Raw genomic sequence first — 20,298 nt, 5'->3', positions numbered from 1 at the left:
AGGGGGATACATAAGTGTTCAACAAACGATGGAAAAAGATCCTTTTATGGACGCTGTCAATCATTGTAGTTCTGGGTGTAGGTGGTCTGTTCGCTGCTAATTATGCTGTGGATAAGCTGATGAATTCAATGGCAGATGGTTTTGATCTGGAGTCTGAGGATCAAGTTAGTGGTGGGCAAGATCAAGGAACTGCACCTGAAGAAACAGTAGCAGATGATAAGGTCGAACCTGTAGCTTCTGCAACACCTGCTCCATCAACAGATGATAAGGGAAGCAAAGATACTGGAGAAACAGGAAAAGATACAACAGCTTCTACTACTAGTGAACCTACGAAAGCTCCATCAACAGATCAAAAAGATACCTCTTCAGATGGATATACGGCACAGGTTTCAACAGATAAAGCTAAAGAAATTCAAGAGAATGTAACGATGAAGGATAAAGCAGATGTAGCTGCTATTGTACTCGGTCAACTAAGTGTATCTGATATCAATCGACTAAAAGATTTGGCCAAAGGTGGCTTAACCATTGACGAGAAGCGGGAAGCACGCAGTATCATCCTCGGTAAAGTATCCGAAGAACAGTACAATGAGCTTTCACAGGTTGCTAAGAAGTACGGTGTGAGTCAAGGGAAGACACGTGATCAAATTCTTAAAGAAGAAGAGCAATTAAAAGCGAAAGAAAAGGGAAGTGAATAAGTATGTCTAAAGCAACGCTACCAGTCATAGCTCTATCGTTAATAGCATCAATAGGGTTAGCACCCTTAACGGCATCCGCTCCTATTTCCGTATCAGCAGCAGCGGTACCAAATGCAACAACTAAGGTGGCAACAGCTACGGTCAAAGTACAAAGTATGAATGTAAAGATGATTTTTGACGGTGTTAGCATTCAACCACCAGTAGGGCAGTACGTGTTTATGTATAACAATACAACTTATGTTCCATTGCGGTTTATGTCATATGCCATACAGAAGAGTGTGAGCTGGGATGCTAAGAACGTTAAGGTTACCGTAGCAGAGCCTAACAGTTCAGAGCTAGTAGTGATTAAAGAGTATTTAATGAATGCAACAAATGGTACTAGTGCTTCAGCAGAATCTAAGAATCTTTTACTCAATCAAGTTAAGGCAAGTTATGTATTTAACGGTGCAACCAAGGCACTGCCTGCAGGCCAATCCAGCTTCATCTTGAATGGCTCTTTATATGTACCTATACGTTTTTTATCGGAATCTGTAGGTCATAACATTAGCTGGGATCAGAAGACGAAAACCATTACTGCCGCTTCTAAGGCGTATCAAGAGCAAGGTGGCACTAAGGATCCATCTCCAGTAGCGACACCAGTACCAACCGATTCAACAGGTGGTGCAGCAGGAGGTGCTGCCGGAACTGGAAAGGTATCGTATGAGACCATTACTAGTGAAGCGGAAGCCAAACTTACTGCGCTTAAAGATCAAAGCCAATCAACATTAATGAGCATTGCATTAGAGTATCTCGGAGCAAAAGATGAAGCGAGTAAAAAGAGCATTAAGGCTAAAGGTGTACAACAACTATCCTCGTTTAGTGCTAGCTTCAATAGTATAGTTGCCGACACTGAACAAAAACTGAACAGTAATGGATATAGTACGGGTATTATTCAGCATTATAGAGATGAGTTTGAAGCACAGCTTCAATTAGGTAAAACTATAGCTGAGGGCATGGCGGGTTAAAGACCCGCCATTTCAATGTAATATTAAATACAGCAGGAGTAAAGTTATAGGGTGGGGTAATATGAGTGAATTATCTAGAAAACAACACGAAATTAGTGGATATAGTAACGAACAGATTCAGTGTGAATTTAATAGTGTTTACAATAGATATATAAAGAGAGTGATAGGATTAATTATAGCTTTAATTCTAATAATACTACTGTTACCATTCCTGTTTTTGATTGCTATTGCTATTATTGTTGATTCAGGTTTTCCTGTATTTTATAAAGCTGATAGAGGTGGCTACAGAGGTAAAACATTTAAGATTTTTAAGTTTAGAACCATGATTAATAATGCAGATAAAATTGGTGGGGGAACCACTGCTCTAAATGACAATCGAATTACCAAAGTGGGGAAATTCCTGAGAAGAACTAAAATGGACGAAATTCCACAACTTCTAAATATTATAAAAGGGGAAATGAGTTTCATAGGCCCTCGCCCAGAATTGTTAAAATATACTTCACAATACAAAGGTGTAGAGAAGTGTATTTTAGAAGTAAGACCAGGCATTAGCGACTTTAGTTCAATAGAGTTTATTAACCTTGATGAGGTAGTTGGTAGTGAAAATGCAGATGAAGCCTATGAAAAGTATGTTCTTGAGCGAAAAAATTCTTTAAGAATAAAATATGTTTCTCAAATATCATTGAAAATTGATTGTGAATTATTCTTACTCACTATAAATAGAACTATAAAAAAAGCTCTAAAAACTATACTTCAAATAGGTGATACTAATGGAAAAAATCTTACTCGGTAATTCAGACTTAGAAGTCTCCAGATTATGTTTTGGTGGATGCCCGATGGGAGGATATAACTGGGGAGAGGTTTCAAAAATAGATTTAATCAAAGCGGTAAATGAAGGTATTGATAATGGTATTAATTTTTTTGATTCGGCAGATACTTATGGGTTAGGTGAAGGGGAGAGTACTTTAAGTGAAGCCCTAGGAGCTAAACGAAGTAAGGTCGTAATTGCGACAAAATTCGGAGTAAGAGTGGAGAATGGAAATACGTTCTATGACAATTCACCAGAATGGATAAATTATGCTGTTGAAAAAAGTCTAAAAAGATTACGAACTGATTATATTGATTTGTATCAACTTCACTATAGAGATAGTAAAACTGATATCAATGATGTTGTTGAAACATTGGATAAACTAAAACAAAGAGGACTTATTAGAAATTATGGGCTGTCAAATGTTAATCAAGCTGATATCAAAGAATTAAAATATCATACTGGTAAATTTGTTAGCTTTCAAAATGAGTTCAGCTTAGCATGTAGAAAAAATGAAAAAGATATTTTTACTTTATCACAAGAAATAAAAGCTAGCCCTTTAACCTGGGGAAGTTTGGGGCAGGGTGTGCTGACAGGAAAATACAATATCAATAGTAGATTTGCATCAAATGATAGAAGATCCAAAGAAATATATACTAACTTCCATGGTGAAAAGTTTAATAGAAACTTGGAAATTGTAAATTATTTAAAGGAGATGTCAGAAAATCTAAGCAAAACCATTCCTGCAATAGCTATTAGATGGATTTTAGATTATGTACCAAATTCAGTAGTTATTGCTGGAATTAAGAATACTGATCAATTACATTCTAACATTTCTGCTTTAGGTTGGCATCTGAACGATAATCAAATCAATTGTTTAGAACAGATTTCAATCCTAAGAGATGTTATGGATTATAGTGAGGTGGCAGCCACAAATGAATAGTAAAGGATTAGCTTGGAAAATACGTAGACATAGTATTGAAATGACCCATCTATCACATGGTTCTCACATAGGTTCTATTTTGTCAGTAGCTGATATCATTGCTGTGCTTTATAGTGGTGTAGCAAATGTGAACCCTGAAGATCCTAATATGCCAGATAGAGATAAAATTATCCTTAGCAAAGGACATGCTGGGGCTGCAATTTATGCTGCTTTGGCAGAAGTTGGGTTTTTTAGCGTTGAAGAATTAAAAACTCATTATGCAGATGGAAGTAGGTTATCTGGACATGTTTCACATAAGGGGGTTCCAGGTGTTGAGTTTTCTACTGGTTCACTTGGTCATGGACTATCTGTAGGAGCAGGTATGGCTTATGGTGCTAAAAAGGATAGCATACGTAATAATGTATTTGTGATATGCGGAGACGGCGAATGCGATGAAGGTTCTATGTGGGAAGCTGCGTTAGTTGCAAATCACTTCAAACTTAATAATCTTATAGCAATTATTGATCATAATAAAATGCAAAGTCTTGATTTCTGTGAAAATACAATCTCACTTTCTCCATTTGTGGATAAATGGAAATCGTTCGGTTGGAATGTAATCGATATTGACGGACATGACCATAATGAATTAAAGGAAGCATTATTAAAAGCAAAATTATCTGAAGAAAAACCTACAGTAATAATAGCAAATACAATTAAGGGGAATGGCATATCGTTTATGGAGAATGAAATACTATGGCATTATCGCTTTCCTCATGAAGGTGAAGAGTATGACACAGCAGTTGCAGAATTAAAAGAACAAAAGCCAGAAGATGTTGAAGATATGTATATAGTGGAGGTGCCTAGAGCATGAGGGATACCTTTGTGAAAACGTTAATGGAATTGGCTGAAAATGATAAGAACGTACATCTTATTACGGGCGATTTGGGGTTCGGTGTACTGAAACCTTTTTGGGAAAGGTTCCCTGATCAATTTACTAATGCAGGAATTGCGGAACAAAACATGACTAGCTTTGCAGCTGGGTTAGCTCTACAAGGAAAAACGGTATTTACGTACTCAATAGGTAACTTTCCTACTCTGAGGGCGATTGAGCAGATAAGAAACGACTGTGCATATCATAATGCTAACGTTAAAATCGTATGTGTAGGTGGTGGGTTTGTTTACGGATCGCTTGGAATGAGTCACCATGCTACAGAAGATTTGGCTATAATGAGGGCTTTACCTGAAGTCAAAGTCTTGGCTCCAGGTGACTTAGTCGAAGCAGAGCATGCAACGAAGGCAATCTATGAATACCAAGGCACCTGTTATCTTAGATTAGGTAGAGGCGGAGAACCACGAATACATGAAAATATAGAAAATTTTCAAATCGGAAAGGCAATTAAGGTGAAAGATGGTCATAAAATAGCAATATTTACAACTGGGGCTATTTTTGATGAAGCATTTGAAGCAAGAGAATTACTCATTATGAAAGATATTACTCCTGCGTTATATACGTTCCCTACAGTTAAGCCAATTGATAGAGAAACTATAACAGAATGTGCCTTGAAGTATGATGTCATAGTTACTATTGAAGAACATAATGTTATTGGAGGATTTGGTAGTGCAGTTTCTGAAGTGCTGGCTGAGTTACCTAATCCAAGAGCAAGAATAATAAAAATAGGATTAGATGATATCTATTCTAGTATAGTTGGATCTCAGAAGTATTTAAGAGATATATATGGAATGAGTGCAAATCAGATATCTAAGAAGATTAATGAGAATTTCTTAAGTGAGGAAAATTAATGATAAAATATAGTGTTTTGTCATCTGTTTATGAAAAAGAAAAGCCTGAATACCTAAAAGAGTCAATAAAAAGCATTTTTAATCAAACGGTTCCCACAGATGACTTTATTCTTGTAAAAGATGGACCCCTAAATGAAGAACTAGAGGAAGTAATTCGAGATTTTATGTATCAATACCCGAATAATATGTCAGTATTAGAGATTAAAAAAAACGTGGGGTTGGCGGCAGCTTTAAATATTGGATTGAAAGCTTGTAAATACGATTTGGTGGCAAGGATGGATACAGATGATATTTCAACTCATAATAGATTTGAGTTGCAATTGGCTGAATTTGAGAAAAACTCTAGCTTAGATTTAGTAGGTACATATATGGATGAATTTATTGATAATCCAAATGAGATTAATGCTGTTAAAAAAGTTCCTCTAGATCAGATTTCAATTTTTAAGTATGGAAAAAGGAGAAATCCCTTTAATCATCCTACTGTGATGTATAAAAAGAATACTGTTATTTCACTCGGTGGTTACAATTCTGTTAATCGTGGTGAGGATATAGATTTATTCATTAGAATGATACTGAATGGATCAGGTTGTAAAAATATTGGTTTGTCATTAGTAAAGTACAGAACTAATGATGATATGTTAGCACGTAGAAAATCATGGAGTACGACCAAAGCATATGTTGGCGTTATTTATAGATCATGGAGGAAGGGATATTCAAGTCTGGTTGATTTAACAATAGTGGCAGCAGCTCAGATAATCATTTCAATTCTCCCTTTAAAGATCGAAAGATGGGTATTTAGAAAATTATTTCGTAAGAGCCCTCCTTTAGTCAAAGGTAATAGGTGATAGTATGGAACAAAAAGTTAGTATTATTGTACCGGTATTTAATGCAGCAAAATATATCGAAGGATTATTAGACACCATATTAAATCAAACTCATAAGAATATAGAGATAATTTTGGTGGATGACGAATCAAGAGATAACTCGGTAGATATTATTAAAGAAAGCTTGAATTCTATTGATTGTGAATATTATCTAATTCAACAAACAAATAGTGGAGCTGCTTCTGCGAGAAATCATGGTCTAAATTATGCCACTGGGGATTACGTAGTATTTGTTGATGCAGATGATTTATTACACAACAGATATATTGAATTGCTTTTAAAAGTGGCTCTCACAACTAATAGTGATATTGCGATATGTGGTTTTATGAATTTTATGGATGAAAACCATACTAATTTAATTGCTGATGTGAGTGAGGATTTTGAAATTTTAGATCAGGAAAAGGCGACTGTTGATTTTGCACTAGGTTTATTAAAAACAAACCATTGGGCTATGTTATATAATAAGAATCTTTTGATTTTGAATAATCTTCAATATCCTACCAATTTTAAATATGGAGAGGATGTTTATTTTGCAACAAATTGTATGGCATATTCGAAGAAAATAGCTATAATACATGATCAATTGTATTTTTACAGGAGCACAAATACTTCATTAATGGGGAACATCACTAATGATATCAATACTTATGTAAATAATAGTATGAATATAAAAATAGAGCAGGAAAAAATCATCCAAGAAAAATGTCCAACTTGTTTTGATAAGTACACTTATTTTGCAATTCCAAGAGTCGTATTTTCATTAGTTAATAATATTTCTGTTCGATATAGTTATATTGAATATAGGGATATCTGTAAAACAATAAATGCAAGAGATAATTTGAGAAGATTGATAAAATTTCCAGATAAAAAAATCCGAATTGCCTCCTTCATCTTTTTAATCTCACCTAGAATGTTTAAGTTAATCAATACATTTAGGCTAAGGTTATAAAGATAGGGAATTAATTTCACAAAAGTTAATTATTATTATTTAAGTATTTAATGAGAATGGTGAGAAAAAAATGATTATAAAAATAAAATCGCACGATAAAAAGACTTTTTTACTATTGATAGCTTATCTAATTGTTCTTAATATAGTCATTCCTAGTATAGATCCTAATAAATGGGGTGAACATTATTTAATTGGGTTTGATTCGAACTATTCGATTGCTAAGCATTTACTGGGAGTTTTTTTTTCTTTAGTAATTGCGCATAGTACTTCAAAATTGTTGGTCAATGGAACTATTTCGAATTATATGATGTTTTGTATAAATTGTTTATATTTTATACCAGGCGTGGTTTTCTTGAGTTTGACAAGAAATGAAACTGGATATCTATTAATATATGCTTCTTTTTGGATAATACTTACTTTTATGAATGGTATTCTCCCTAAATCAAGCAATACGCTTTCTCTACTAATCAGCGAAAAATTTAAAAAAAAATTCTTTTCAATATTTGTTTTGTTAATATCATTTACAGCTATTCTCATAAGTGGTATTTTGAGCGATTTTAGGTTTGTTTTAAATATATTTGATATTAGTAATGTATATAAATTGAGATTCGCCTTCAGAGAGGAGAATACTCATTGGATTTTGTTAGCTTACATAACCTTTGCTGCAAAAATCATTCCTATTTTAGTCGTTATTTCTATTGAATTGAAAAAGAAATATATTTATATTGTTTTATTAGCAATCTCTCAAATTTTCCTTTTTTCTATAGGTGCAAATAGATTATTTCTTTTTGATCTTTTGCTTATAATTATGGTTTATTACTTTGGCAAAAAGAACCATAAGATTCTAGTGTATTTACTATTAGCAGTGTACTTGCTAATCTACGTAGAAAATTATATTAATATAACCCAGTATGGATTAGAACTTATACGAAGAATATCAATTACTCCTAATTTAATTAGTCAATTTTATTTTGATTTTTTTAAAGTGAATCCTCCGGATTTTCTAAAACAGCACTTAGATTGGCTAACTCATTATTTCAATCTGTATGAATCTAACTATACTACTCCTATTCCTCGTATAATAGGTTCAATTTATTCATCTAATATTGGTGAAAATATGAATACCGGTTTAGTTGGCGGAGGATTCGCAAACTATGGGATGTATTCTTTGATATTATCACCATTAGGTTTTATTTTGAGTTTTAGACTTTTAGATTCAATATTGTATAAATTGAAGGAGAATAATATTAAATTAGCAATTTCGGTTGTAATTACTACTTATTTAATTAATTCCAATCAGTTTTTTTCACTATTGTTTAAACCAAGTGAGGTATTAATGCTTTTTCTTAGTTTAATGTTTTTGCAAATGGAATTTAATGGTTCGAATGATGAGATAATAAATGAAAAAAAAATTAATTTTTGAGATGTATATTATTTAATGCAAATATTAGGAGGGGGAAAATTGAAAATCATTGCATTCTACTTACCACAATTTCATACATTTCCTGAAAATGATGAATGGTGGGGGGAAGGTTTTACAGAATGGACTACTGTTAGAAATGCGAAGCCACTATTTAAGGAGCATAATCAACCAAGAGTGCCCTATGAAGAAAACTATTATGATTTAACAAAAAAAGAAAATCTCAGACATCAAGCTCGTATGGCAAAAAAATATGGAGTTTATGGATTTTGCTATTACCATTACTGGTTTGATGGAAGGATGGTGATGGAAAAACCAGCCGAGATTATGTTAAATGACAAGGAAGTAGACTTGCCCTTCTGTATGTGTTGGGCTAATGAGGATTGGACAAGAGCATGGGCCAATAATAGTAAAGAAGTTTTAATTGGACAAACCTATGGGTCAAGAGAAGATTGGGAACAGCATTTCTATTACTTGTTAAATTTTTTCAAGGATGAAAGATATATAAAAGAAGATGGAAAACCTGTTTTTGTTATTTATCGTCCAGAAATAATCCCTACTTGTGTTGAAATGATAGATTTATGGCAAGAACTGGCGGTGTCTAACGGTTTTCCAGGAATCTCTTTTATATACCAACAAAAGTTTTATAATCACTTAAAGGAGAAGAGCGGGGATAGATTCGACTATGGTATAGAATATCAACCAGGCACTGCATTCCAATATATTTTGGACACAAAAGTAAAATATATTCTAAAAAGGACTTTAAAACGAATATTTAATAAATTACATTTGCCTTCGAATTTATTGAGCAGTACAACATTTTCGTATGATGATGTCTGGAATGTAATTCTGAATACAACGCCACGAGATGAGAAAATGATTCCTGGTGCGTTTGTAGACTGGGATAATACTCCTCGTCATAAACATAGAGGTCAAATTACATTAAACGCAACTCCCCAGAAATTTAAATTATATCTTTCAAAGCAAATTAAAAGAACAAGAGAGATTTACGCAAAGGATATACTTTTTATGTTTGCTTGGAATGAGTGGGGAGAAGGGGGGCATCTGGAGCCCGATCAAAAAAATGGATTTGCATATTTAGAAGCGGTTCGTGAGGCTTTAATAGAAAATAAGGAATTTGTTGATAAATAAATTTTTAGGATCAAAATGTGAAAATTGTGTTATATAAGACGAAAATAAGAGATTGATTAAATGCAAAACATTTAATCTTGTTCTTGTGAAATCTCAATAAAAATATGATTTATTCCATTATTTTAGCCTCTATCAATATTCTTTCGCTTTCTTTTTTTTTGTTATTGCTAGTATATCTATTTAAATGGTTCTGAACTTTTTGAGACTCTTAACGTGTAAAGTATTCAATTAAAATTCTAACTTAATGGATAAAATTAACTTTGAAAATATAATATGGGGGAGTTTCATGAAAGGTTTTTTTATTACAGCGTGGGATATGAGTAAAAGTGGCCCATTTGTAGGATCTGCCCGTAAATCTGAGGCTCAAGTAAAGGCGTTAACTGAACTCGGTATTGAGATGGAGATATATAACAACAAAAAGAAGTTAAGAAAGAATTTCATGACTAAAATTACTACTCGCTTGCCATTTACAAGTGTATCGGATTCTTTAATATATGATAAAAAATTAAATGGTGCTGATCTATATTATATCAGATTCAATTGGTCTGACTGGCCATTCTCTAAATTCGTTCAGAAATTAAGGAAAAATAATCCAAAGGCAAAGATCATTCTCGAATTGCCGGACATTGATTATATTCATCATCTATCTGATACATTAAAGAATTTTCCATATATCATAAAAGATAAACTTTGTTGGATGAAAATTAGTAAGTGTATTGATCGAATAGCAATAATGTCAAAAGAAAAGTTCTTACATGAAGTACCCTGCATCAAAATATTAAATGGAATTGATTTATCCATTGTTGATATTCGTAAGATCTCAATAAAAAATCATGAAATACATTGCGGAGCTGTAGCTTCTCTTCAAAAAGTACATGGATATGATCGCTTTATTAATGGTTTAGGGGATTATTATCAAAACGGCGGTAACAGAGAGGTTAAATTACATATTATCGGTGATGGAGAGATACTAGAAGAATTAAAGGATTTGTGTAAAAAGAGAAAAATGGAAAATAATGTATTTTTTCATGGATATTTATTTGGAGAAAAGTTGGATGAAATGTATGATAAGTTGGATATTGGTATATGTGAATTAGCACCAGGTAGGAGAGCTTTTGAACTATCGAGTTCGTTGAAAAGCCGTGAGTATCTAGCTAAAGGTTTACCGGTGGCTACAGCTTCAAAAATAGATGTTTTCGAAGAAAATAAATTTGATTATGTGCTTGACTATTCAGATGGTGAGGGTTCTATAGATATTCAGAAAATAATTGAATTTTATGATGCTATTTATTTTTCTCTAGAGAATTCAATGCGGGTTAGGGATGAAATTCGTAATTATGCTGAAAAGTATTTGAGCATACACACTGTGATGCGACCAGTAGTGAACTATGTGCTAGGTAATAATTTTGAAAATAGACGTTTCGAATAAATAAATTGGAGGCTATTATTTTGAAACAAATGTTGTTGGATAAAATTTTGAATAAAAAGATTACCGTTGGGGTTGTTGGTTTAGGGTATGTGGGGCTCCCGCTTGCCGTTGAAAAAGCTAAAGTTGGATTTAGGACTATCGGTTTTGACGTTCAATCTCTTAAAGTTGAAATGGTTAATAAAGGAGAAAATTACATTGGTGATGTAGTTGATTCAGAACTTAATGATCTAGTGAAAAAAGGACTTTTGTCAGCAACGTTAGATTTTAGTTTTATTAAAGATGTAGATTTTATCGCAATCTGTGTGCCTACACCACTAGATGAGCATCAGCAACCAGATATTAGCTATGTGAAATCCTCCTGCGAACAAATCGCTAAATATCTAAAAAAAGGAACAATAGTTGTTTTAGAGTCTACAACATATCCAGGAACTACTGAAGATCTCATAAAACCAATATTAGAGAAGGGTTCAAACTTAAAGTGTGGAGATGACTTTTATTTAGGCTTTTCTCCAGAACGTGTAGATCCGGGTAATTTGAAATACAATACGAAAAATACACCTAAAGTTGTAGGTGCTATTGGAAAAGATGCTACTGAAGTTATAGCAACTATGTACCGTGCGGTTCTTGAAGGTGATGTTCATACCGTTTCTAGTCCTGCAATTGCTGAGATGGAGAAAATATTGGAGAACACTTATAGAAATGTGAATATAGGGCTTGTAAATGAGTTGGCTATGTTATGTAATAAAATGGGTATTAATTTTTGGGAAGTTATTGATGCTGCTAAATCTAAGCCTTATGGGTTCCAAGCTTTTTACCCAGGGCCGGGCTTAGGGGGACACTGTATACCACTTGATCCATATTATTTATCTTGGAAAGCCCGTGAATATGGTTTTCATACTTCTATGATTGAATCATCAATGATGATTAATGATAGAATGCCTGAATATTGCGTGGAAAGAGCAGGTAAAATTTTAAATAGACAAAAAAAAGCATTGAACGGCTCTAAAATTTTAGTTCTAGGAGTAGCATATAAACAAGATATAGATGATTACAGAGAAAGTCCAGCAATTAGGGTGATTGAGGAACTCGAAAAAGAGGGAGCTGAGGTAGTTTTCTTTGATCCTTTTGTTAGAGAATACTTTAAACATGGAATAGAAAAAAAAGGTGAAACTGAATTAACACCAGCACTTGTAGAAAGTGTGGATTTAGTGATTATAACTACTGCTCATACAAATGTGGATTATTCACTTATTCAAAAATATTCCAAAGATATATTTGATACTAAAAATGCCATGAAAAGTGTAGAAAATAGAGCTAATATCGAATTGTTATAGGGGGTATATTTATGAGATTAAAGTATGCAATTATTGGCTGTGGGAGAATTTCACCTAATCATGTAGCAGCAGCACTTAATAATGATTTAGATATTATTTCATTGTGTGATTTGGAAAATAATAATATGGATTACATAATAAATAGTTTTGAGCTTTCGAGTACAGTTAAAAAATATACAAATTATAAAGAGATGCTACAAATAGAAAAACCTCAGTTAGTGGCTATATGTACTGAAAGCGGAAAGCATGGTCAAATTGCTCTTGACTGCATCGATGCTGGATGTAATCTCATTATAGAGAAACCGATTGCGCTTTCACTTGCAGAAGTTGATGAAATTATAATAAAGGCAAAGGAAAAAAACCTAAAAGTAAGTGCTTGCCATCAAAATCGGTTTAATAAATCAATACAGAAAATTAGGGAAGCGGTTCTAGAAAAGCGGTTTGGCAAGTTACTTCATGCTACTGCTAATATTAGATGGAATAGAGGAAGCGAATATTATAAACAAGCTCCTTGGAGAGGCACTTGGGAGCAGGACGGAGGTGCCTTAATGAATCAATGTATTCATAACATTGATTTATTACGATGGATGATGGGAGATGAGATAGTAGAAGTCGTTGGAATGACTGACAATTTACTTCATGATTTTATTGAAACAGAGGATTTAGGACTAGCATTAATTAAATTTTCTAATGGAAGTTATGGAGTTATAGAAGGCACTACTAATATTTATCCACATAATCTTGAAGAAACATTATATATATTTGGAGAAGCTGGCACTGTTAAAGCAGGTGGGAAATCAGTGAATTTAATTGATGAATGGTTATTTGCTGATGGTCTTGACGATCCAGATGAGGTAAAACATAAATACAAGGAAAATCCCCCCAACGTATATGGTTTTGGACATATTCCCTTATATGAAGATGTTATTGATGCAGTAATTAATAACAGGGAACCATACGTTACTGCAGAAGATGGAAGAAGAGCGCTTGAACTGATACTTGCAATTTACAAATCTTCCGCTGAAGGTAAAAGCGTTAAATTCCCTTTAGAAAGTATCAGTACTTATGATTTTAAAGGCTAATTTAGTTTGAGTACTGAGTAATTTTAATGGAATTAATAAATTGAAATTATCGCATTATTTAGGTTGTTATGATCGTAATCAAGTATAAAGAAAATATTTAAATCTCTCTATTAGTTCACCTGGATTTTTGATTAACATCTACTCAGAAATTGAAAGGTTTTAACAGTTGGAAATTATTTTATTGAAATTCCATTTTTAGTTTGTTTTAAGGTTAATCTAGGAGGAAGTAAACTTCTTTGGGGGAGATAGAGTGGAGTACTTTGTGCATCAAAGTAGTTTTATAGACGACAATGTAGAGATAGGGAAAGGAACGAAAATTTGGCATTTCTCACATATTCAAAATAGAGCGATTATTGGGAGATATTGTTCTTTGGGCCAAAATGTAAATATATCTAACGATGTGAAAATAGGGGATTATGTGAAGATTCAAAATAATGTTTCTGTTTATGAAGGCGTAGAATTAGACGACTACGTATTTTGTGGCCCTTCAATGGTTTTTACAAATGATCTGACTCCTAGAAGTAAATATCCTAAGGGTTCAGCAAATTTTAAAAAAACCCTAGTTAAATACGGTGCATCTATCGGGGCAAATGCTACTATCATATGTGGAAATGTGATAGGGAAATGGGCAATGATTGCTTCAGGAGCGGTAGTTGTACAGGATGTTCCAGATTATGCTTTAATGGCAGGAGTGCCAGCTAGACAGATAGGCTGGGTCTGTGAATGTGGTACTACACTTCGGGTAAATATGTTATGCGAAGAGTGTGGAAGGAAATACTCTATGGAAAATGAAAAGCTCATTGAAATTGAAAACTAAAATTATTATAGCGAGAGTGACGAAAAATGGAATTTAGAGATTTAAAAATACAATATAAAAAATATAAAAATGATATTGATTTAGCTATACAAGGGGTTATTAATGAAGCTAATTTTATTAATGGTAAAGAAGTTAAGGTACTAGAGAATCGATTAGCTAAGTATGTAGGGGTGAAACATTGTATATCATGTGCAAATGGCACTGAAGCAATGTCGTTATTAATGATGGCTTGGGGGATTAAAGAAGGCGATGCAATATTTATTCCAGACTTCACTTTCTTTTCTACAGGAGAAATTGTATCTTTTTGTGGAGCTACTCCTATATTTGTAGATGTGGATAGAGATACCTTTAATATTGATCCAGGTAAACTTGAAGAGGCTATTATTAGAATAATTGAAGAGGGAGTTTTAACTCCTAGGATTATTATTCCTGTTGATTTATTCGGTCTTCCAGCAAATTATTTTGAAATAGAAAAAATATCTAAAAAGTATGATTTATTGGTATTAGAAGACGCGGCTCAGGGTTTTGGTGGGAGTATTAACGAAAAAAAGGCTGGTAGTTTTGGAGACGCAGCAACTACATCTTTTTTTCCTGCAAAACCTCTTGGTTGTTATGGTGATGGTGGGGCAATATTCACAAATAATGATGAACTTGCAGAATTACTAAATTCCCTGAAGGTTCATGGGAAGGGAGAAGATAAGTATGATAATGTAAGAATTGGAGTTAACTCTAGACTTGACACGATTCAAGCAGCAATTTTAAATGTGAAGTTAACAGCATTTATTGAGCACGAGCTTGAAAGTGTAAATAAGGTATATCAACAATACACAGAAAGACTTCAAGGCATCGTTGAAATACCACTTATTAATGAGGGATATATTTCTAGTTTTGCTCAATACACAATTAAATTGAAAAATGAAAAAGAACGGGATAGTCTTCATGCCAAACTAACAGAAAATGGAATTCCGAGTGTTGTTTATTATGTAAAACCATTACATAAACAAAAGGCTTTTTCTAGTTATGAGTGTAATGTAGATGAATTGGAAATTAGTACTGAATTAAGTGGAATTGTACTATCTCTACCTATGCACCCATATTTAACAGAAGAAGAAGTGAATGAAATTACTGAATGTATTATAAATTCAATCAAATAGAAGAGGAGTTTTAGATTGCCGGGAGTGCATGTGATAAAAGGTAAATTTAATGAGTTGTGGAAAAGGGGCGCTTTTCATATTTTCATTGGAAGTTTCTTGTCGAAATTCGTCTCTTTTTTTGGTTCAATATTTCTTGTTCGTGCGTTATCTAAAACTTCGTATGGACAATTAGGTTATATTGAGAATATTTACGGTTACGTATATATATTTGCTGGATTTGGTCTAAGCAATGCTCTACTTCGATATGTAATATTAGGGAAAAATATAGAAGAGAAATTTGGATACTATAGGTATACGATGATTAAAGGTACGATAATTAATATCATCATCGTAATATTAGCTGGTATAGGTTTAATTTTCTACCCTCATCCAGAAGAATTTAAATCTTCATTTTTTTTGCTCGTTCTTCTTTTAATGGTATTGCCATTTCAATATTTAATTGATAGTAATTCATTGATATTTAGAGCTTTATTCGCAAATAAAAAATTCGCGATTGCCACTCTAGCGACTACAGCTATTTTAATTATTGGTAGATATATTGGAGCAACAATTAATGAGCTAAATGGAGTAATATTGGCAACTATTGTAGTGAATGTAGTTTTTGGTGTCGGACTTTGTTGGATTACTTATCGACTTTACTTTAAAGGTAAGCAACCTATTCTAATTCAAAAAAATGAAAAAAAAATAATTGATAAGTTTTCCATGCAGTATATGGTAACTAATGGAATATGGATAGTGTTTATGCTAAATGATATCTTTATGTTAAGTCGTTTTACTGGTGATGCTTCTGTTCTTGCAGATTATAAAGTTGCCTATGTTTTACCAGGGAATTTATCCATAATTAGTACTGCAATAGGAGTGTTTTTAGGACCTTATTTTGTGAAACATGAATCTGATAAAACTTGGGTGTGGCAAAACTATAAAAAGATGCTTATCACAATAGCCTGTATTATTATTCCTATAGTATCAGTTCTTTATATATTTGCAAAACCTATTATAACTGTGTTGTATGGAAGCCAATATGAATCAATAGTTCCTGTTATGCGACTATTATTGATAGCTTCATTTGCCAATTCTGGTTTGCGTTATACATCGGCACATTTGTTATCCTCTATGGGTAAAATAAAATATAACATGTTAATCTCAATATTTGGGGTGTTGGCTCAGATAGGTATTAATTTAATATTGATACCGGTTTATGGAGCTAAAGGTGCAGCATATACAAGTATTTTTGTATACTTATTAATGGCATTATTTTTGTTTGTTGTGTTTACGAAGAATTATAGGGTTAAATTACATTAAATCACTAATGTTATTGTTTTGCTCACATCAAAAATATTTATGATGAAGGAAACTTGGAAAATGACTTGTTTTGTTTGATAACTTTTTAAATCTATGAATGTTCATTTTACTCTAAAAGGAGTCTAATACATGAAAGGCATCATTTTAGCAGGTGGTAGTGGCACACGCCTATACCCATTAACAATGGTTACGAGTAAACAACTACTCCCCGTTTACGACAAACCAATGATCTACTATCCTCTTTCCACATTAATGCTAGCAGGCATTAAAGACATTCTAATTATCTCAACACCAGAGGATACACCTAGATTTGAAAGTCTACTAGGTGATGGTTCTCAATTCGGCATCTCATTACAATACATAGTTCAACCAAGTCCTGACGGTTTAGCTCAGGCTTTTATTTTGGGTGAATCTTTTATCGGTGATGATTCGGTTGCCATGATCCTTGGAGATAATATCTACTATGGAAATGGAATGCGAAAGATGTTACAGCGTGCTTCTTCTAAAGAGCTAGGAGCAACAGTATTCGGATATCATGTACAAGATCCAGAGCGATTTGGTGTTGTGGAATTTAATGAAGATGGAAAAGTATTGAGTGTGGAAGAAAAACCGGCTCAGCCGAAATCTAACTATGCGATTACTGGTCTATATTTCTATGATAATAGAGTCATTGAGATTGCTAAGAAAGTTAAGGTCTCTTCACGTGGGGAATTGGAGATTACCTCCATTAATGAAGCTTATTTAAATCTTGGTCAGCTTGATGTGGAACTTCTAGGTCGGGGATTTACCTGGTTAGATACCGGAACTCATCAAAGTCTTGTCGACGCAACTAATTTTGTACGGACTATTGAAGATCATCAAGGAATCAAGATCGCCGCTCCTGAGGAAATTGCATATATTAATGGATGGATTACCAAAGAACATTTGTGGAATTGCGGGGAGAAGTTGAGTAAGACTGGGTATGGTCAATATTTGATGAAGGTAGCTACAGGTAAAATACAATACTAATAACTGAAAGTGTGGCAGCGATGAAAATTACAGAAACCATATTGCAAGGCGTATTAGTCGTTGAGCCAGCTGTTTTTGGGGACCACCGAGGTTGGTTTATGGAGACATATAGTGGAGCTAAGTTCAAAGAGCACGGTATTGACATGGATTTTGTACAAGATAACCAATCTTACTCTGCAACTAAAGGAACATTACGTGGTTTGCATTATCAATTACATCCTAAAGCACAGACAAAGCTGGTTCGTTGTACACGTGGTGCTATTTTTGATGTAGCCGTAGATATCAGAAAAGGTAGTCCTACTTATAGTAAATGGTTTGGCATTGAACTGAGTGCTGAGAACAAGAAGCAACTGCTTATTCCAAAAGGGTTCGCTCATGGATTCATGACGCTAACAGAAGACGTAGAGGTTCAGTATAAGTGCGATGAGCTTTATGCCCCTGAATGTGATGGGGGTATTCTGTGGAATGATCCTTCTATTGGCATTGAATGGCCTATTCATGTTACACCAGTACTGTCTGCCAAAGATGAGAAGGCACCTTTATTAAAAGATGCTAATTTGAATTTTTTATATAATAACTAATATTAAAGCTAATAGATCGGAAGTGCGTTCATTGAGTGAGCAAAAGATGCTAGTTACGGGTGGTGCCGGATTTATTGGAGGCAACTTCGTACAGTATATGGTGGATAAATATCCGCAGTATGATATTGTGAATTTAGATTTACTAACTTATGCGGGTGATCTAACGAAGCATAAGGATATTGAGTCAAAATCGAATTATCGGTTTATTCAAGCTGACATTGCTGACCGAGAGGCAATATTGTCACTTTTTGAGTTGGAGAAATTCGATTATGTAGTTCATTTCGCTGCGGAGAGCCATGTGGATCGCTCAATTACTGATCCTGCGATATTCGTTCGTACGAATGTTATGGGGACACAGGTGCTGTTGGATGCTGCTAAAAAATACGGAATCACCAAATTCTTACATGTTTCTACGGATGAAGTGTATGGTGAACTCGATTTTGATCCTACTGTATTTTTTACCGAAGAAACACCTTTGCAACCTAACAGTCCTTATAGTGCTAGTAAAACGGCGTCTGATTTGCTAGTTCGTGCGTATTTTGAGACCTTTGGTTTACCAATGAACATAACACGCTGCTCGAACAATTACGGCCCCTATCATTTTCCTGAAAAATTGATTCCACTAACCATCTCAAGAGTATTAAATGAAGAGAAGATTCCTGTATACGGAGATGGAAAAAACATTCGTGACTGGCTCCATGTCTGGGATCACTGTGCGGCCATTGACCTTGTTGTACACCAAGGAATAAGTGGTGAAGTTTATAACGTAGGTGGTCATAATGAGAGAACTAATCTAGAAGTAGTTAAGACGATTATTAGTACCTTAGGGAAATCTGATGATTTGATCGAATTCGTAACCGATCGTCTTGGACATGATAAACGCTACGCCATTGATCCGACGAAACTTGAGAATTTAGGTTGGAAGCCAACTTATACTTTTGAGACAGGAATTGCGCAGACGATCGAATGGTATATTGATAATGCTGAATGGTGGCAACAAATCCTTAGTAACGAATCGCATAAGTGATTTATGAGTAACTTATCTGTTAAGAAAAGAAAAAGTCATTTAACTATTAGGAAATTTGTTCTTTTCATATGCTTACTATTGTTGATCACTGTTTTCTTCACTGCTGGTCGTTTTCTGCCCCTAACTCAACCTTCAAAACAAGCAGATGCCATTATCGTACTCAGCGGTGGCCAAGGTCGAGTAGAAAAGGCAGCCGAGTTATATAAAGCTGGTTACGCTCCTTATATAATTCTTTCCAACTCTAAAGAGTCAGCGAGTTCATCAGGTGACATGCTCCAAACCGCCCTTAATCTCGGTATACCACAGGACGCGATCTATACCGAGAACGCGGCCGAAAGCACCTATCAGAATGCTGAGTTCACTCTCCCTATAATGAAGGAACACGATTTTCAATCTGCGATTGTCGTGTCTTCGGAATTTCACATGCGGCGGATAAAGCTTCTTTTTGAACGTGTGTACAAAAAATCAGATATTGAGCTTACGTATGTAGGATCTGCCTCAGGATATAACGCTAAGCGCTGGTGGAGTGACCGAAAGAGTCGGGAAACTACGTTCAACGAGTATGTAAAAATGATCGGCAACACCTTCGGTTACAATGGACCGGAGGCAAAAAGCACTCTTGATCAAATTAAGAACTGGTTCCGTTAGCTTCCTCTAAAGGAATGGAGTCTTTCATTTAGATAATCATCGTAACGTATGGAATACCGTATACTTTATCCGAGGTGATCGTTTTGAGTGAATCGAACTTAGTTTGTAAATCATGTGGTAGCACTACATTCACCAAAGGCGAAGTAAGCAGCGCAGATGCTAACCTTATGCCTATTGGAAAATCCTTTTCTTTTGGCTCACCACTTATCTACACATTTTGTAAAAGGTGCGGAGAAGTAGCTTCGATAAAAGTTGAAAAACCCGAGAAATTTTGAGTTAGTT

20 protein-coding genes are annotated in these 20,298 nt (G+C 34.2%); all 20 read left to right on the top strand.

Annotation, left to right across the window (positions count from 1 at the left end; translation table 11 throughout):
• Positions 1-14: 14 nt before the first annotated feature.
• A complete protein-coding gene (locus MHI27_RS24800; RefSeq protein WP_076286466.1) occupies positions 15-695 on the top strand; it encodes a hypothetical protein in 681 nt (226 codons plus the stop codon).
• Between the two features lie 2 nt (positions 696-697).
• Positions 698-1,699: a stalk domain-containing protein gene (locus MHI27_RS24795; RefSeq protein WP_405174900.1), complete on the top strand. Its 1,002-nt coding sequence runs from the start codon at positions 698-700 to the stop codon at positions 1,697-1,699.
• A gap of 61 nt (positions 1,700-1,760) precedes the next feature.
• The gene (locus MHI27_RS24790; protein ID WP_405174899.1) at positions 1,761-2,492 is read left to right on the top strand and encodes a sugar transferase; all 732 of its coding nucleotides are present in this window, start codon (positions 1,761-1,763) and stop codon (positions 2,490-2,492) included.
• Positions 2,470-3,450, top strand: coding sequence for an aldo/keto reductase (locus MHI27_RS24785; RefSeq protein ID WP_405174898.1), 981 nt, complete (start codon positions 2,470-2,472; stop codon positions 3,448-3,450). Before MHI27_RS24790 ends, MHI27_RS24785 begins: the two co-directional genes overlap by 23 nt.
• Positions 3,443-4,300, top strand: a complete 858-nt coding sequence (locus MHI27_RS24780; RefSeq protein ID WP_405174897.1) for a transketolase — start codon at positions 3,443-3,445, stop codon at positions 4,298-4,300. Before MHI27_RS24785 ends, MHI27_RS24780 begins: the two co-directional genes overlap by 8 nt.
• The gene (locus MHI27_RS24775) at positions 4,297-5,229 is read left to right on the top strand and encodes a transketolase family protein (protein WP_405174896.1); all 933 of its coding nucleotides are present in this window, start codon (positions 4,297-4,299) and stop codon (positions 5,227-5,229) included. The genes MHI27_RS24780 and MHI27_RS24775 overlap by 4 nt, the downstream gene beginning before the upstream one ends.
• Positions 5,229-6,074, top strand: a complete 846-nt coding sequence (locus MHI27_RS24770; RefSeq protein WP_405174895.1) for a glycosyltransferase — start codon at positions 5,229-5,231, stop codon at positions 6,072-6,074. The genes MHI27_RS24775 and MHI27_RS24770 overlap by 1 nt, the downstream gene beginning before the upstream one ends.
• Positions 6,075-6,078: 4 nt before the next feature.
• The gene (locus MHI27_RS24765; protein ID WP_405174894.1) at positions 6,079-7,062 is read left to right on the top strand and encodes a glycosyltransferase family A protein; all 984 of its coding nucleotides are present in this window, start codon (positions 6,079-6,081) and stop codon (positions 7,060-7,062) included.
• Between the two features lie 70 nt (positions 7,063-7,132).
• Positions 7,133-8,485: a hypothetical protein gene (locus MHI27_RS24760; protein ID WP_405174893.1), complete on the top strand. Its 1,353-nt coding sequence runs from the start codon at positions 7,133-7,135 to the stop codon at positions 8,483-8,485.
• 39 nt (positions 8,486-8,524) lie between these two features.
• Entirely contained in the window at positions 8,525-9,634 is a 1,110-nt protein-coding gene (locus MHI27_RS24755) for a glycoside hydrolase family 99-like domain-containing protein (protein WP_405174892.1), read from the top strand.
• Between the two features lie 286 nt (positions 9,635-9,920).
• Positions 9,921-11,063 carry a glycosyltransferase gene (locus MHI27_RS24750; RefSeq protein WP_405174891.1) on the top strand — a complete coding sequence of 381 codons (1,143 nt, stop codon included), beginning with the start codon at positions 9,921-9,923 and terminating at the stop codon, positions 11,061-11,063.
• A 29-nt stretch (positions 11,064-11,092) separates the two neighbouring features.
• Positions 11,093-12,397 carry a nucleotide sugar dehydrogenase gene (locus MHI27_RS24745; protein ID WP_405176790.1) on the top strand — a complete coding sequence of 435 codons (1,305 nt, stop codon included), beginning with the start codon at positions 11,093-11,095 and terminating at the stop codon, positions 12,395-12,397.
• A gap of 11 nt (positions 12,398-12,408) precedes the next feature.
• A complete protein-coding gene (locus tag MHI27_RS24740; RefSeq protein ID WP_405174890.1) occupies positions 12,409-13,479 on the top strand; it encodes a Gfo/Idh/MocA family protein in 1,071 nt (356 codons plus the stop codon).
• Positions 13,480-13,729: 250 nt separating this feature from the next.
• The gene (locus tag MHI27_RS24735) at positions 13,730-14,296 is read left to right on the top strand and encodes an acyltransferase (protein WP_405174889.1); all 567 of its coding nucleotides are present in this window, start codon (positions 13,730-13,732) and stop codon (positions 14,294-14,296) included.
• Between the two features lie 26 nt (positions 14,297-14,322).
• The gene (locus tag MHI27_RS24730) at positions 14,323-15,450 is read left to right on the top strand and encodes a DegT/DnrJ/EryC1/StrS family aminotransferase (RefSeq protein WP_405174888.1); all 1,128 of its coding nucleotides are present in this window, start codon (positions 14,323-14,325) and stop codon (positions 15,448-15,450) included.
• Positions 15,451-15,474: 24 nt separating this feature from the next.
• Positions 15,475-16,752: an oligosaccharide flippase family protein gene (locus tag MHI27_RS24725; protein ID WP_405176789.1), complete on the top strand. Its 1,278-nt coding sequence runs from the start codon at positions 15,475-15,477 to the stop codon at positions 16,750-16,752.
• Between the two features lie 129 nt (positions 16,753-16,881).
• The gene (gene rfbA, locus MHI27_RS24720; protein WP_405174887.1) at positions 16,882-17,760 is read left to right on the top strand and encodes a glucose-1-phosphate thymidylyltransferase RfbA; all 879 of its coding nucleotides are present in this window, start codon (positions 16,882-16,884) and stop codon (positions 17,758-17,760) included.
• A gap of 20 nt (positions 17,761-17,780) precedes the next feature.
• Positions 17,781-18,341 (top strand): dTDP-4-dehydrorhamnose 3,5-epimerase, encoded by a 561-nt coding sequence (rfbC, locus tag MHI27_RS24715; RefSeq protein ID WP_405174886.1) that lies wholly within the window; start codon positions 17,781-17,783, stop codon positions 18,339-18,341.
• 46 nt (positions 18,342-18,387) lie between these two features.
• On the top strand, positions 18,388-19,368 hold the full coding sequence (gene rfbB, locus MHI27_RS24710; protein ID WP_405176788.1) for a dTDP-glucose 4,6-dehydratase: 981 nt from the start codon (positions 18,388-18,390) through the stop codon (positions 19,366-19,368).
• Positions 19,369-19,446: 78 nt separating this feature from the next.
• On the top strand, positions 19,447-20,016 hold the full coding sequence (locus MHI27_RS24705; RefSeq protein ID WP_339798225.1) for a YdcF family protein: 570 nt from the start codon (positions 19,447-19,449) through the stop codon (positions 20,014-20,016).
• Positions 20,017-20,298: the final 282 nt, after the last annotated feature.

Source organism: Paenibacillus sp. FSL H8-0261 (genome assembly GCF_045040645.1).
Lineage (GTDB): Bacteria > Bacillota > Bacilli > Paenibacillales > Paenibacillaceae > Paenibacillus_AQ.
This window is presented reverse-complemented; position numbering and strand designations above follow the sequence as displayed.